We start from the raw sequence: 13,622 nt of genomic DNA, 5'->3' as shown, positions 1-13,622 counted from the left end.
CGGGGGGGGCCGCGGCCGGGCCGCCGCGCCCACGCCCCCGGGCCGGGTTCCCGGCGGCCCCCGACCCGCCTACCCACCCGGCCAAACCCATGAACCCGAGCTTTTCAGCGACCAACCCACCCCCACCACGGAGGGGCTCCGCCGTTCGCCGACGCCCGCCGAAGGCGCGCTTTCCACGGAAGAAATAATTTTCAGAGGACGTGTCGATTCCCAACCCCCTGGTTCGTTGTACCCAGTGAAGGGCACGCACCACGCGTCCCCACGGGAGACCGCAATGAAAGTGATGGTGATCGTGAAGGCCAACGCCGACTCCGAAGCCGGCCGCATGCCCAGCGAACAGGAACTGTCCGAAATGGGCGCCTTCAACGAACAACTGGTGGCCGCCGGCATCATGCTGGCCGGTGAAGGCCTGCACGCCACCCAGCGCGGTCGTCGCATTCATTTCGGCAGTGGCGCGCCCAAGGTCGAGGCCGGTCCGTTTGGACCCGCCAGCGAACAGATCGCCGGTTTCTGGCTGTGGGACGTGCGCTCGCTGGACGAGGCCGTTGAATGGGCCAGCCGCGCGCCGTTCAACAGTGGCGGCACGCTGGAGCTGCGCCCGCTGATTTCCGCCGAAGACTTCGGTGAAGCCTTCACCCCCGAATTACAGCAGCAGGAACAGCGTCTGCGTGCACAGCTGGAAGGTTGACCCGATTCATTTCCCCCGCCGGGCATGGACCGGCGCTACCCCCCTGAAACCCACGACGGAGTATTGCCATGAAATTGATTCCCTTCCTCGGCTTCAGCGGCCAGGCCCATGAGGCGATGGCGTTCTATGCAAAGGCACTCGGTGGCCAGGTCACCTCGGAAATGAAATACCGCGACATGCCGCCCTCCGATGGCTCGCCGGGCTGCAACGAGATGCCGCCGGAAACCCTGGACCACGTCGCGCACAGCCAGCTGGAAATCGGTAGCGCCATCGTGATGGCGGCCGACGGTCCCGGCGGTGGCGAGGGTGGCTCGACCACCATCAATGTCGACGTCGACAGCATCGAAGAAGCCGAACGCGTGTTCGCCGCGCTGGCCGACGGTGGCCAGGTGCAGATGCCGATCGCCGAAACGTTCTGGGCGCACCGCTGGGGCATGTTGATCGACCGCTACGGCAAGCCGTGGATGGTCAACTGCATGAAGCAGCCCTGATCCCTCTTCTTTTCATCCACAAGGAGCTTCACCGATGAATGCACCGCAACCGCAGATGATCTTCGTCAATCTTCCGGTGAAGGACCTGGAGAAATCCAAGGCCTTCTTCACCGCGCTGGGCTACAGCTTCAATCCAACTTACACCAACGATGACGCGGCAGGCATGGTCATCAGCGAGAGCATCTACGTGATGCTGCTGACCCAACCTTTTTTCCAGCAGTTCACCAACAAGCCAATTGCCGATGCGCACACCCACACGGAAGTGATCAACGCACTCTCGGCACCCAGTCGCAAGGCAGTTGACGAGTTGGTGGACAAGGCACTGGCCGCCGGCGGCAGCGAACCGCAGCCGGCGCGCGACCTGGGCTTCATGTACCAGCGCGGCTTCCAGGATCTGGATGGCCATCTCTGGGAAATCGCACACATGGACGGCGAACCGGGCTGACGGCCGCCGCAGGGAGAATCCTCATGGCTTACGTGGATGCTTACGTGCTGCCGTGCCCCCAGGACAAGGTGGCGGCCTACCGCCGCCTTGCCCGCAAGGCCGGTGCGGTGTGGAAGGACCATGGCGCGCTGCAGTACATGGAATGCGTGGCTGACGATGTGGAACCGGGAAAGAGCACGTCGTTTCCGCGTGCGGTCAAGGCCAAACCTGGCGAAACGGTGATCGTCGCCTTCGTGGTGTTCCGTTCGCGCGCGGCGCGCGACCGTATCAACGCGAAAGTAATGGCGGACCCGCGGCTGGCGTCACTGGGCCCGAAGGACATGCCGTTCGATACCAAGCGCATGTTCTGGGGTGGCTTCAAGCCGATAGTTGAAGCGTGAGCTGCGGCGCTTGTGCGGGCCGGGCGTGCGTGCTGTGATCGGCGCATGCTCGAGCCCGCACTGACGCAGCGTCTGGAAACCCTCTGGCGGATGGAGTCGCCGGTGTTGATCGCGCGCCTGGCGCGGCTGCTCGGGGGCGATGTCGGCCGCGCCGAGGAGCTGGCCCAGGACACCTGGCTGGCCGCGCTGGAGCGCTGGCCGGAGCAGGGCATCCCGGACAACCCCGGAGCCTGGCTGATGACCACTGCGCGCAACCGTGCCATTGATGTGCTGCGCCAGCACCAGCGGGTGGCGCAGCAGCATGCGCAGTGGGGCGAGGAGCTGCATCCGGCACCCTTGCCAGCACCGGACGACAGCCAGGCGCTGGAAGATGATCTGGGTGACGACCTGCTGCGGCTGATGTTCGTGGCCTGCCATCCGGTGCTGCCGGCCGACGCACGGGTGGCACTGACCCTGCGCCTGCTGGGTGGCCTGACCACCGTGGAGATCGCGCGCGCGTTCCTGCAACCCGAACCGACCATTGCGCAGCGCATCGTTCGTGCCAAGCGCACGCTGGCGCAGAAGCAGGTGCCCTACGAGGTCCCGCGTGCTGACGCGATGCCCGAGCGGCTTGGTTCGGTGCTGGAAGCGATCTACCTGGTGTTCAACGAAGGCTATGCGGCCAGTGCCGGTGACGACTGGATGCGCCCGGCACTGTGCGAGGAGGCGCTGCGGCTCGCGCGCATCCTGGCGCACCGGCTGCCGGTGCCGCCGGTGCTGGGCCTGCTGGCGCTGATGGAACTGCAGGCCTCGCGCGCGGCGGCGCGCGTGGACGCGCACGGCGCGCCGGTGCTGCTGGACCAGCAGAACCGCGCGCGCTGGGACTGGCTGCAGATTGAACGCGGGCAGCAGGTGCTGGCGCGCGCGCTGGCCGCCGGTGGCGCTGATGATCCCTATGTACTGCAGGCGCGTATCGCAGCGTGCCATGCAGCGGCGCGCCGCCCCGAGGATACCGACTGGCCGCGCATCGCAGCGCTCTATACGCAGCTGCTGCAGGTGCAGCCCTCGCCGGTTGTTGCATTGAACCGGGTCGTGGCGGTGCTGCGCAGTGACGGTGCCTTCGCGGCGTGGGCGCAGCTGCAGCCGTTGCTGGTGGACGCGCGACTGCGTGAGTACGCGCCGCTGCAGGTGGTGCGCGGGGAGTTACTACAGGCGCTGGGGCGCGACCTGGACGCACGTCACGCTTTTGCGGAAGCCGCCAGACTCAGCCAGAACCAGGCAGAGCGGGGCCTGCTGCGGCAACGGGCCGGCCTGCCTCCCACGGAGTGACCTCGACGAAGGCAGCACTTGTCGGCGGGCCCGCGAGCCGTTATGTTTCGCGCCCAGCGGACGCGTCAGCGTCCACTTTCCATGCGTATTGACCGAGGAGCGGTTGGATGTATTCAAGGACGAAGAGCGCATCGCGCGCTTTTGCGCGCCTGCTTGCCTGTGCCCTGTGCCTGGCCGTATGGCCGATGGCCGTGCAGGCGGCAGACAAATCACAGCAGGCCTATTGGGCCGGTTTTGCCTATACCGCTGATGCCGATGCCGTGCAGGCGACCACGCCGCATGCGCACGCCGTGCTGGAAAAGCGTGGCTTGATCCCGCTCAACCAGACCCTGGGGCAGGGGCTCAAGCGTCGCCCGCCGGCCAATCTGGAACTGATCGACCAGCCGGTGGCGATGCTCGACGGCACCACCAGTGCGACAGTGCTGGCCGCGGCACTGGACCGCGAACTGGTCTCGGTCGAGCCGATCGGTGACCAGTACAAGGTGCTGGTGGAAGTGGCGCTGCAGGCGCTGTTCTTCGATTTCCGCGAGCGCCAGGTGATCGCGTCCTATCCGCTTACCCTGCAGCGCATCGACGTGCAGGATTACCGGCCGGACAACGACGATATCGACGCGATCGTCGCCGATCTCCTGTATGGCAGCGCCGATACCAGCCTGTCGCAGGTGCTGGCTGCCAGCCTCGCCCAGGCCAGGCTGCCCGATGCCGCCGTGCGTCGCCTGCAGGTCGGTGGCGTAACCCTGTCCGACGTGGTCCGCGCCAAGCTGCCCGACCCGAAGTGGGAAGCCCCGCTGCGCGCCACGCTGGCCCATGAGCTGTCCAAGACGCTGTCGTCCAATACCGGCGTCGGCCTGCTGCCGCCGGCCTCGGGCCAGGCGATCGGTGGTGCGATGGCGGCGCGCTTTGCCGACGGCAAGGTCTACCAGCTGAAGATTCCCGAGCCGGACTACGTCATCAACCTGCAGGTGGATGCGCTGAAGAACGGCGTGATCGAAGAAACGCCGGCGATGAAGACGATGCTGTTCGGCGCGTTCTTCACCGCCAAGGTGACCGAGCCGTTCTCCGGCAAGGTCTATTTCGAACAGCCGCTGCGCAAGGGTGCCACCAAGGTGGTGCCGGTCACGCAGTGGCAGGTCGACCAGTGGTCGGCCAGCTACGAAACCCTGCTGGCCGGCTTCGACGCCTTCGCCGGCGCCGCCGCCAAGCGCGCCGATTCGCGCGGCTGGCTGGACGAACAGAAGCCGGGCGGCCGCCCGTTGCAGCAGCAGACCCAAGCCCTCCAGGAGTTGATCAAGTCATGTCGTTGATGCGTACCATCCTGCTCATCCTCATCGCCCTGGTGGTGGCCTCCCCGGTCGCTGCACAGACCGCCAGTTCACGCGGTACCGGTTCGGCCAGCTACGGCCTGCGCCTGAGTGCCGACACCCGCGCCCAGGCCCTGAACAAGGCCAAGGTCAATGCACTGGAGGCGTACATCGCCGAAACCGGTGCGGCCAAGCTGCGCCTGTTCGAAGCACGTCGCTCCGAGTTCATCGGCGAGATCGACCGCTACGTGCTCAGCGCCGTGCAGCTGTCGGACACCGAAGACAAGAAGGCCAAGACCTACACCGTCACCGTCCGCGCCGAGATCAACACCACACTGCTGCAGACCAAGCTGGATGCCGGCTCGGCCGTGGCCGGTGCCACCGCCGCGCAGCGCTCGCTGCTGACCTTCCTGTTCATGGCGCGCTCGCAGGACACCGTGCAGTCGTTCCAGGACAAGGAATACCGCCGCGTCGACGCCAGCAGCAGCTACAGTGAGAACACCCGTGAAGGCGACAGCTTCCGCGGCAACTCGGTCAGCACCAACGGCAGCATCAACCAGAACGGTTCGATGTCGGTCACCAGCGGCGGCAGCACCACCCAGCGCAGCGACAACATCAGCTGGAAGGTGGCCAACGCCGCCGAAGTGAACACCGCGATGACCGGCGCCTTCAGCGCCGCCGGCTACGAAGTGGTTGAAGCCGAATACGTGGAAGGCGAATCGCGCGGCCTGCTCAGCATCGAGCGTATCCGCAAGGACTTCAGCACCGGCAACGACCTGGCCCCGGCCACCCTGCGTGATACCGCCAACGGCATCCGTGCGGCCAACATCCCGTACATCGCCGTCGGCACCCTCGACGTGGGCATGCGCGACCGCGACCCGGCCAGCGGCAACACCCGCGTGTTCGTCACGGTCACCGGCAAGGTGCTGGATGTGACCGGTCGCTTCCCGCGCACCGTGTCGTCGGTGGGCCCGGTGCAGTTCTCCGGTACCGGCCCGAACGAAACCGTCGCCCGTACCAACGCGCTGCAGCTGGCGGCTGAAAAGGCTGCCCAGCAGATGATCAACGAACTGAACGTCAAGGCGGTTCGTTGATCCGCCACCCCGGTGGGTGCCGAGCTCGCTCGGCATCGCCCTGGGGTTACCGATTTCCCACGTGCCGCTTCGCGGCCGTCTCTCCCAAAAGGACACTCACATGATCCGCAATACCGCTCTTGTCGTGGCCATCGCTGCCGCCACCCTGTCGATGCCGGCCCACGCTGGCCTGGGCAAGCTGAAGGACCTGGCTGGCGCCGCTACCGGCACCTCCAGCAGCAGCGCCTCCAGCGCCGCCGCTCCGGACGAAGCCGCGCAGGAAGCGCTGGTGCGTCGTTTCGTCAGTTCGCAGTCGCACTCGCTGCAGGCCCAGACCTCGTTTGCCCGCGCCTTCGGCCTGGCCGAGCAGGTGCAGCTGCTGGAAGCCGAGCGCCAGGCGCTGTCGTCGGGTTCGGTCAGCGTCGATGCGATGAAGAAGTCGGTGTCGGTCAGTGAAGCTGCGCAGGCGGCGATCAACGAGCGCCAGGCCGCACAGCCGGAACTGAACGCTGAATCCAAGCAGCACTACGCCGAAGGCCTGGTCTCGCTGCTGTCCTCGGCGGCCGAAGCACAGAAGCTGGGCGGCGAAGCCAGCAACTTCACCGCCGGCATGAAGAACCTGGGCGCGACCCAGCTGGCCACCGTCGGCCGCAAGCTGGCAGCAGGTGCATGGGTGGCCAAGGAATCGCCGGGCTTCATCCAGGGCCTGTACGGTTCGACCAAGTCGGCCGTGACCTTCGCCAGGAAGAGCAAGGTGAAGGTGCCGTCCAACGCCGATTCGATGCTCGACACGCTCTGATCCGAGGCGAATCTCCATGCGTATGACCTACCGTTTGATCGGCCTGGGCCTGGCTGCCACGCTGCTTGCAGCCTGTGGCAAGCAGGACACCCCGGCCGCCGCGCCCGCCAAGGACAAGGCAACCAGTGCACTGGCCAGCAATGCGCCAGTGGAAGCAGCGCCCCTGCGTGGCACGCCGGATTTCGGCGGCACCACCCAGGTCGCGCGCGAAGCCGACGGCATCGGCAGCACCCCGGAACTGGCGGTGCTGGCGGCATTGCAGTCGGCGGTGGCGCAGGTCAACGGCGTACGCGTGGCCAGCCAGATGCAGAGCCTGCGTGCAGGCCTGCATGTGGATGTGGATGACGAACACGTCGGCGATATCCGCGCCGACGCGTTCACCCAGCAGATGATCGCCGGCTCGCAGGGCGCGGTGCTGGGCTATGAAATCCTGTCGCAGGATGAAGTGCGGCAGCTGGACGAGGAAACCATCGCCCGCGTGCGCGCCAGCGACGAAGGCTGGAGCTTCAAGGGCTCGGCGTCGGCCAGTGCCTCCGGCGAAGCCTCGGCCAAGAGCGGTTCGGCCTCGGCCAGCGTCAGGGAAAGCTACGACGAGAAGGTCAGCGTCGATGCCAAGCGTGGCGCCAGTTCGTTCGATTCCGACGTGACCCATCGCAGCATGCGCAGCTACTGGAAGGTGCGCGTGCGCGCACAGATCGCCCAGTACCGCGCGCCGGACGAGCAGGGCAAGCCGAAGATCGTGGTTGCACTGCCGCGCACCAAGGCCGGCAGCTATGCCGTGGGCGACGGCCGCGTGGACGCGGACGAAGTGGCCGACGCGATCCGCGCACGCCTGTCCGACACGTTGACCCAGACCCAGCGCTTCATCGTGCTGGACCGCGAGTTCGGCGACGAACTGCAGGCCGAGATCGACCACATCAACAGCGGCAACGTACGCCTGCAGGACACCGCACGCGTCGGCCAGCAGCTGGCGACCGATCTGATCCTGATCCCGACCATCGAACGCTTCGAGTACCCGCGCAGCGTGCGCAACCTGCGCATGTCCGACCGCCAGGTGACCTCGTACTCCGGTGGCGGCCGCATCACCCTGCGCTTGGTCAACGCCACCACCGGCCAGGTGGTGATGTCTGACAGCTTCGACCACCAGCTGGCCTCGACCGGCCCCAGCACCCTGCCGCGCGTGGTCAACGGCCGCAACATGGCCGCGGCGATGATGGAATCGCTGTCCGGCCAGATCGGTACCACCATCGTCACCACGCTGTTCCCGGTGTCGGTGGTTTCGGTGGACGGCGACCAGGTGGTGCTGAGCCAGGGCGGTGACACCGTGCAGGCCGGCCAGCGCTGGCAGGCCGTGCGCCTGGGCGAAGAACTGAAGGACCCGCAGACCGGTCGCTCGCTGGGCCGCAGCGAACACCCGTGCTGCACCATCCGCATCGACCGCGTGGCCGCACAGACCTCCTACGGCACCATCGAAGACGGCGTTGACGCCATGCGCGGCGGCTTCCGTCCGGGCCAGATTGAACTGCGCCAGAAGCTGGGCAGCAAGCCGGCCGCTGCCGCTGCCGGCGCAACGGCCTCGGCTGCACCGGCCGCCGCCGCGCGCCCGGCGGCCAAGCCGAAGCCCAAGCCCGCTGCCGCCCCGGCCGAAGACCCGAACTGGTAACACGCCAAGGCAGCACACAGATGGGGTCAGAGCCCTTTCCCACCGGGAAAGGGAACTGACCCCTTCTTGTTTCCGTCCGTGTCGACCAAGGTCGACACCTACCACAGCGGCGTGTCGACCAAGGTCGACACCTACCAGCAGCGGTGTGTCGACCAAGGTCGACACCTACCAACAGCGGCGTGCCGACCAAGGTCGACACCTACCAACAGCAGCAGAAATCTGTCGAAGGCGGGGTGGGTCCGGTTGCGGGGGTGTAAGCGCCATGGATGGCGCGCCCAAGCCTCCAGGGACGGATTCACGGCGTCCCCCGCAACCGGACCCACCCCGCCATCCCACGGAATGCCGCTGTTGCTGTTGCTCCGGCTGTTGCCTTCGAGGTTGCCGGCCAGCGGCCGGCACTACCGCAGGTGCAGGGCGCAGCCCTGCCGAACCCCTTACACTCCAGAAGGATTTCCCTGCTGGAGAGAGCAATGAAACGAGTAGTGCTGGGCGTGCTGGCCCTGTCGGTGTCGAGCGCACTGATGGCGGCTACCCCGAAATTCGATGGCGCGCGGATCTCCGCCGACGTCAAGGAACTGGCCTCCGACGCCTACGAAGGCCGCTCCCCGGCCACCGTCGGCGAAGAGAAGACCATCGCCTTCCTCAGCAAGCAGTTCGCCGACGCCGGCCTGCAGCCGGGCGGTGACCTCAAGGATGGCAAGCGCCTGTGGACCCAGGCCGTGCCGCTGCGCAAGGGCGACATCGTCGGCGCACCGCAGCTGGCGCTGCACCAGGGCGGCAAGACCGTTGCGCTGGAACAGGGCAAGCAGATCGCCGTGCGCGCTGCCATGAACGGCGCCAGCAACGTCGACATCAGCAAGGCCCCGCTGGTGTTCCTCGGCTACGGCGTGAAGGCCCCGGAGCGCAACTGGGACGACTTCAAGGGCGTGGACCTGAAGGGCAAGATCGCCGTCGTGCTGATCAACGACCCGGACTTCGAGACCGGCCAGGGTGATTTCGACGGCAAGGGCATGACCTACTACGGCCGTTGGACCTACAAGTACGAAGAAGGCGCCCGCCAGGGGGCGCTGGGCGTGCTGATCGTGCACGAGACCGCACCGGCGTCGTACGGCTGGGCCACCGTGGCCGGTTCCAACACCAACACCATGTTCGATGTGGTGCGCGACAACCCGGCCGACAGCCACCCGCTGCTGGAAGGCTGGATCCAGCGCGACCTGGCCGTGGAGCTGTTCCGCTCGGCCGGGCAGGACTTCGAGGCGCTGAAGAAGAAGGCGCAGCAGCGCGACTTCACCCCGGTGCCGCTGACCGGCGCCAGCCTGGACGCGAAGTACGCGGTGAAGACCGAAGTGATCACCTCGCACAACGTGGCCGCGCGCCTGGAAGGCAGCAGCCACCCGGACGAGACCATCGTCTACAGCGCGCACTGGGACCACATCGGCGTGGGCGAGCCCGACGCACGTGGCGACCGGATCTTCAATGGCGCTCTGGACAACGCCAGTGGCACCGCATCGCTGATCGAACTGGCCCGTGGCTTCGCCAAGGCCAAGCGCCCGCAGCGTTCGCTGCTGTTCCTGGCGGTCACCGCCGAGGAAAAGGGCCTGCTGGGTTCGGAGTACTACGCCACCCATCCGCTGTATCCGCTGGAAAAGACCGTGGCGGTGATCAACATGGATGGCATGGCGCCGTTCGGGCCGTCGCGTGATTTCGGCATCTACGGTGCCGCGCGCTTCGAGCTGCTGGACCAGCTGAAGGACGTGGCCAAGGGCTGGGATATCCGCTACACGCCGGACCCGAAGCCGGAAGCGGGCCTGTTCTTCCGCTCCGATCACTTCCCGTTCGCCAAGCGTGGCGTGCCGGCACTGTCCTGGTCGGCCGGCCAGGACTGGGTGGACGGTGGCGTGGCCGCAGGCAAGAAGGCCTCCGAGGACTACACCGCCAAGCGCTACCACCAGCAGGGCGACGAGTGGCAGCCGGACTGGGTGTTCGCCGGTGCCGCCCGCGACCTGGAAGTGCTGTACACGCTGGGCAACCAGCTGGCCAACTCGCGCAGCTGGCCGAACTGGAGCAAGGACGAATCGTTCCGCGCCGTGCGTGACGCCAGCGCCGACCAGCGCAAGTAAGGGAATGCGCCGGCTTCGCCCGGCGCCTCCCGGGTAGTGCCGGCCGCTGGCCGGCAACCTTGTGATGCTTGTGGAGGTCATGGGGAGCCGGCCAGCGGCCGGCTCTACCAGAATGGCTTCCATCCCCGCTTTCCGGCCCTTCGTCGCAACCCGCTTGTTTGCCCGGCGGGCCGCCCTATGCTCGGCTCACCCCCTTCCTCCAAGGCGCCGCCGTGTTCGCCAGCCTCTCTCTCCTGCTTCGTCACCTGCTGGCCTGGGCTGCGGCGCTGTTCGTCGCCGGCATGGTCTGGAGCGGCATTTTCAGCGGCATGAACGACGGCCCTGGCTGGGTGTTCGGGCTGCTGGTGATGTTCCTGATGATTTCCGCGCTGGGCAGCGCGATTACCCATGTACGCCGCGTCTGGCTGGTCGCCGGCCGGCTGGATTCGACCACGCTCTCCGGCCGCCAGCGCCGCCAGGTGGAACTGCCGATGGATGCCGGCCAGGCATTCTCGGTGGTGGAAGCGGCCATCGCTGAACTGCCGCGCGTTGAAGACGTGGAAAGTTCGGCCGGCAGCCTGCAGGTGCGGGCCTACGTGCGCCGCGTGGATGCCTGGAACGGCCGCCAGCCATCGCGCTGGAACCTGCCGGCACGGCTGGCGATCAAGCGCAACAGCGTGCTGGCGACGGTCACGCCGGGGCAGGGCACCAGTACCGTCACCCTGTTGTTTGAGCCGGATGCCGGCTGGTGGGCCGACCTGCTGGCACTGGATGAGGGCAGCAACTTCGAGAACGCCGAAGCGGTCACCCGCGCGATCAGCCGCCGTGTTGCCGACCAGCGTCGCGACGAGCAGGCCGCGGCCGAGCAGACCCAGGTGGAAAAGGAGCTGTCGGTGGCCCGGTTGAACCTGCTGCACGCGCAGGTGGAACCGCACTTCCTCTACAACACGCTGGCCAACGCGCAGGTGCTGACCCGCACCGACCCGGCACGTGCCGACCAGATGCTGGGCCACCTGATCCAGTACCTGCGCAGCTCGTTGCCACAGGTGGACGAATCGCTGTCCACGCTGGGCGTGGAGCTGGAGCGCACCCGTGCCTACCTGGAGATCCTGCGTATCCGCATGGGCGCACGGCTGGGGGTGGAGGTGCAGGTACCGAACGAACTGCACGGCGTGCAGCTGCCGGCGATGGCGTTGCAGACGCTGGTGGAGAACGCGATCAAGCATGGCCTGGAACCGAAGCCCGGCGGTGGCACGATCTGGATCCTGGCGCGTGGCTTCGATGACCATGTAACGGTGACGGTGGCCGACGATGGCCTCGGCTTCGGCCAGGGCACCAGCGGTACCGGCATCGGCCTGAAGAACCTGCGCGAGCGCCTGCGCCTGACCTGCGGCGAACAGGCCGGCGTGGCGATCGTCGCCAACTTCCCCAGCGGCGTGGCCGCGACCATGACCCTGCCGCAGTCGAGCAAGGAGCGCAGCCATGCCGCTTGAGGCGCTCATTGCCGAAGACGAGGAACTGCTGCGGCAGTCGCTGGTCGAGCAGCTGGGCCGGTTGTGGCCGGACCTGAAGCTGGTGGCCGAGTGCGAGGATGGCGCCAGTGCGCTGGAACAGCTGGCCGAGAAACAGCCGGACATCGCCTTCCTCGATATCCGCATGCCCGGCATCAGTGGCATTGAAGTGGCCCGTTCGCTGTCCGAACTGAGCCCGCGCACCCAGGTGGTGTTCGTTACCGCCTACGACCAGTACGCCATCGACGCGTTCGAGCAGGGTGCGATGGACTACCTGCTGAAGCCGGTCAGCGATGAGCGCCTGCTGGCCACGCGCGAACGCATCCTGTCGCGGCTGCCATCAACGCGCCAGGACGATGCCGTACTCGAACGCCTGCTTCAGCGCCTGGGGCCGTCGCAGAGGGCGGCAGAGCGCCCGCCCTTGGCCTGGATCACCGCCAGCAACGGCCGCGAGACGCAGCTGATCATGCTGGAAGACGTGGCCTACTTCCGTGCTGACAACAAGTACACCACCGTGATGACCGTGGCCGGTGAGAGCCTGCTGCGCACACCGTTGCGCGAGCTGCTGGAAGTGCTCGATCCGCAGCACTTCCGCCAGATCCATCGCTCGACCATCGTCAACATGAAGGCGGTGGCAGCGGTCAGCCGCGACGATACCGGGCGCGGGGTGCTGCGCCTGCGTGGGCGTACGGAGACGCTGGTGGTCAGCCAACCCTTCATGAGCCTGTTCCGCGGCATGTAGCCGCACCCTGGAGGCACCATGCGCCTGTTCCTGTTTGCCTGCGTTGCTGCGCTGTCATTGGCCGGCTGCGAGAAGTCCAGCGAAACCTCGATCACCCGTACCAATGCCAACGGCGTGGACACGCTGTACAGCAAACGCACCGTGGTCGATGGCGAGGCGCGGTTCCAGTGCATCGCCAGCAGCAGTGGCCACTGCCACTACGTGGTGCTGGACCCTGCATGCAGCAGCGGGGCCGCGTGTGCCACGCCGCCGTTGCGTCGGTTCGCGGTGGCGGTGGGAAAGACCGAGGCGATGCGTGACCTGCCCAGGGGCTTCCACCAATGCGTCAGCCAGGACCCGATAGAACAATGCCACCGTGAGTGATCACGGTGGCATTGTGGGTCCCCCCGCTTCCCTGAAGGGTCAGTAGGCAGGTTGCAGTGTCAGGTCGTGGTGGTGCTCGTTCTCACCCACATGGTTCAGGCGGCCGACCAGTTCGGAGTGCTGCTTCATGCGCCCGATCTCGGTCATGATGCGGATGTCCTCATGGCGCAGTTCGCGCCGGGCGGTGACCGCCTGCTTGTAGTCCAGCACTTCCGGATAGTGCTCGGCCAGGTCCAGCGCCTCGGCCACGTGTTCGACACTGTCGGCCTTGGAGCTGATGCGGGCACGGCTGTTGAAGGCCTTCATCCAGCGCTCGAAACCGGCGGTGCGGTCGAACATGTTGGCCATGAACCAGATCACGAACAGGATCGAGATCCATGAGCCGAACACCACGACCACGCGGGTGAAGGTGATGTGGTAATCGTCGCGCCACAGGTAGTTGGTGATCAGCCCGAGGATCAGCAGCGAGGCCGCCTGCCAGCCGACGATCGAGGCGATCAGCCATTGGCACTTGGCCTGGGCCAGCACAGCCACTTCATCGCGGATCTGCTGCTCGCTGAGGCTGCGCCAGTGCGCGACCTGTTTTTCGAACGGGCTGCTGTAGAGCTCGTTGTCGCGAAGCAGTAGTCCCAAACCCTTGAACAAAGCAATCATGGCTGGCTCCTTGTGGAACGTGCGTCGATCAGCGTTGGACGGTGTGGCGGGTTCAGTTCTAGCACTTCCAGCGAGCCGTGCAATGGGCGCAATGCCTAGCGGCGT

General features: G+C 66.7%; 14 protein-coding genes. 13 read left to right on the top strand and 1 reads right to left on the bottom strand.

Going from position 1 to position 13,622, the window contains the following annotated elements; all coding sequences use genetic code 11:
• The first annotated feature begins 274 nt into the window (after positions 1-274).
• The 13 genes from V3B64_RS21430 (at position 275) to V3B64_RS21370 (ending at position 12,863) form a co-directional block, all read left to right on the top strand.
• On the top strand, positions 275-688 hold the full coding sequence (locus V3B64_RS21430) for a YciI family protein (RefSeq protein ID WP_049424778.1): 414 nt from the start codon (positions 275-277) through the stop codon (positions 686-688).
• A gap of 68 nt (positions 689-756) precedes the next feature.
• Positions 757-1,179 (top strand): VOC family protein, encoded by a 423-nt coding sequence (locus V3B64_RS21425; protein WP_012509913.1) that lies wholly within the window; start codon positions 757-759, stop codon positions 1,177-1,179.
• 34 nt (positions 1,180-1,213) lie between these two features.
• Positions 1,214-1,624, top strand: coding sequence for a VOC family protein (locus V3B64_RS21420; protein ID WP_032128772.1), 411 nt, complete (start codon positions 1,214-1,216; stop codon positions 1,622-1,624).
• A 23-nt stretch (positions 1,625-1,647) separates the two neighbouring features.
• Positions 1,648-2,004: a DUF1428 domain-containing protein gene (locus V3B64_RS21415; protein WP_032128771.1), complete on the top strand. Its 357-nt coding sequence runs from the start codon at positions 1,648-1,650 to the stop codon at positions 2,002-2,004.
• A 45-nt stretch (positions 2,005-2,049) separates the two neighbouring features.
• Positions 2,050-3,312: a sigma-70 family RNA polymerase sigma factor gene (locus tag V3B64_RS21410; RefSeq protein ID WP_329914932.1), complete on the top strand. Its 1,263-nt coding sequence runs from the start codon at positions 2,050-2,052 to the stop codon at positions 3,310-3,312.
• Between the two features lie 107 nt (positions 3,313-3,419).
• The gene (locus V3B64_RS21405; RefSeq protein ID WP_329914930.1) at positions 3,420-4,616 is read left to right on the top strand and encodes a hypothetical protein; all 1,197 of its coding nucleotides are present in this window, start codon (positions 3,420-3,422) and stop codon (positions 4,614-4,616) included.
• Complete coding sequence (locus tag V3B64_RS21400; protein WP_049398326.1) at positions 4,607-5,707, top strand: hypothetical protein; 1,101 nt, start codon at positions 4,607-4,609, stop codon at positions 5,705-5,707. The genes V3B64_RS21405 and V3B64_RS21400 overlap by 10 nt, the downstream gene beginning before the upstream one ends.
• Positions 5,708-5,807: 100 nt before the next feature.
• Positions 5,808-6,485, top strand: coding sequence for a hypothetical protein (locus tag V3B64_RS21395; protein WP_154262149.1), 678 nt, complete (start codon positions 5,808-5,810; stop codon positions 6,483-6,485).
• A gap of 16 nt (positions 6,486-6,501) precedes the next feature.
• Positions 6,502-8,148, top strand: coding sequence for a CsgG/HfaB family protein (locus V3B64_RS21390; RefSeq protein WP_329914928.1), 1,647 nt, complete (start codon positions 6,502-6,504; stop codon positions 8,146-8,148).
• 470 nt (positions 8,149-8,618) lie between these two features.
• Positions 8,619-10,268: a M28 family metallopeptidase gene (locus V3B64_RS21385; RefSeq protein WP_329914197.1), complete on the top strand. Its 1,650-nt coding sequence runs from the start codon at positions 8,619-8,621 to the stop codon at positions 10,266-10,268.
• A 212-nt stretch (positions 10,269-10,480) separates the two neighbouring features.
• Positions 10,481-11,740: a histidine kinase gene (locus tag V3B64_RS21380; RefSeq protein ID WP_049398329.1), complete on the top strand. Its 1,260-nt coding sequence runs from the start codon at positions 10,481-10,483 to the stop codon at positions 11,738-11,740.
• Positions 11,730-12,500: a LytTR family DNA-binding domain-containing protein gene (locus tag V3B64_RS21375; protein ID WP_329914198.1), complete on the top strand. Its 771-nt coding sequence runs from the start codon at positions 11,730-11,732 to the stop codon at positions 12,498-12,500. The genes V3B64_RS21380 and V3B64_RS21375 overlap by 11 nt, the downstream gene beginning before the upstream one ends.
• An 18-nt stretch (positions 12,501-12,518) precedes the next feature.
• A complete protein-coding gene (locus V3B64_RS21370; protein WP_032128762.1) occupies positions 12,519-12,863 on the top strand; it encodes a hypothetical protein in 345 nt (114 codons plus the stop codon).
• Positions 12,864-12,902: 39 nt separating this feature from the next.
• Here the strand turns inward: V3B64_RS21370 and V3B64_RS21365 are convergent, their stop codons facing one another.
• Positions 12,903-13,517 carry a hypothetical protein gene (locus V3B64_RS21365; protein WP_004153965.1) on the bottom strand — a complete coding sequence of 205 codons (615 nt, stop codon included), beginning with the start codon at positions 13,515-13,517 and terminating at the stop codon, positions 12,903-12,905.
• Positions 13,518-13,622 lie beyond the last annotated feature (105 nt).

The organism is Stenotrophomonas sp. SMYL86, assembly GCF_036320025.1.
Lineage (GTDB): Bacteria > Pseudomonadota > Gammaproteobacteria > Xanthomonadales > Xanthomonadaceae > Stenotrophomonas > Stenotrophomonas maltophilia_A.
Note: the sequence above shows the minus strand (reverse complement) of the source record. Positions and strands in the feature narration are given on the sequence as shown.

Excerpts from the sequence above, each read along its gene's own strand:
- V3B64_RS21370 (WP_032128762.1), top strand. The coding sequence starts at position 12,519 with ATGCGCCTGTTCCTGTTTGCCTGCGTTGCTGCGCTGTCATTGGCCGGC.
- V3B64_RS21385 (WP_329914197.1), top strand. The coding sequence starts at position 8,619 with ATGAAACGAGTAGTGCTGGGCGTGCTGGCCCTGTCGGTGTCGAGCGCA.
- V3B64_RS21405 (WP_329914930.1), top strand. The coding sequence starts at position 3,420 with ATGTATTCAAGGACGAAGAGCGCATCGCGCGCTTTTGCGCGCCTGCTT.
- V3B64_RS21365 (WP_004153965.1), bottom strand. The coding sequence starts at position 13,517 with ATGATTGCTTTGTTCAAGGGTTTGGGACTACTGCTTCGCGACAACGAG.
- V3B64_RS21410 (WP_329914932.1), top strand. The coding sequence starts at position 2,050 with ATGCTCGAGCCCGCACTGACGCAGCGTCTGGAAACCCTCTGGCGGATG.
- V3B64_RS21390 (WP_329914928.1), top strand. The coding sequence starts at position 6,502 with ATGCGTATGACCTACCGTTTGATCGGCCTGGGCCTGGCTGCCACGCTG.
- V3B64_RS21430 (WP_049424778.1), top strand. The coding sequence starts at position 275 with ATGAAAGTGATGGTGATCGTGAAGGCCAACGCCGACTCCGAAGCCGGC.
- V3B64_RS21415 (WP_032128771.1), top strand. The coding sequence starts at position 1,648 with ATGGCTTACGTGGATGCTTACGTGCTGCCGTGCCCCCAGGACAAGGTG.
- V3B64_RS21420 (WP_032128772.1), top strand. The coding sequence starts at position 1,214 with ATGAATGCACCGCAACCGCAGATGATCTTCGTCAATCTTCCGGTGAAG.
- V3B64_RS21400 (WP_049398326.1), top strand. The coding sequence starts at position 4,607 with ATGTCGTTGATGCGTACCATCCTGCTCATCCTCATCGCCCTGGTGGTG.
- V3B64_RS21375 (WP_329914198.1), top strand. The coding sequence starts at position 11,730 with ATGCCGCTTGAGGCGCTCATTGCCGAAGACGAGGAACTGCTGCGGCAG.
- V3B64_RS21425 (WP_012509913.1), top strand. The coding sequence starts at position 757 with ATGAAATTGATTCCCTTCCTCGGCTTCAGCGGCCAGGCCCATGAGGCG.
- V3B64_RS21395 (WP_154262149.1), top strand. The coding sequence starts at position 5,808 with ATGATCCGCAATACCGCTCTTGTCGTGGCCATCGCTGCCGCCACCCTG.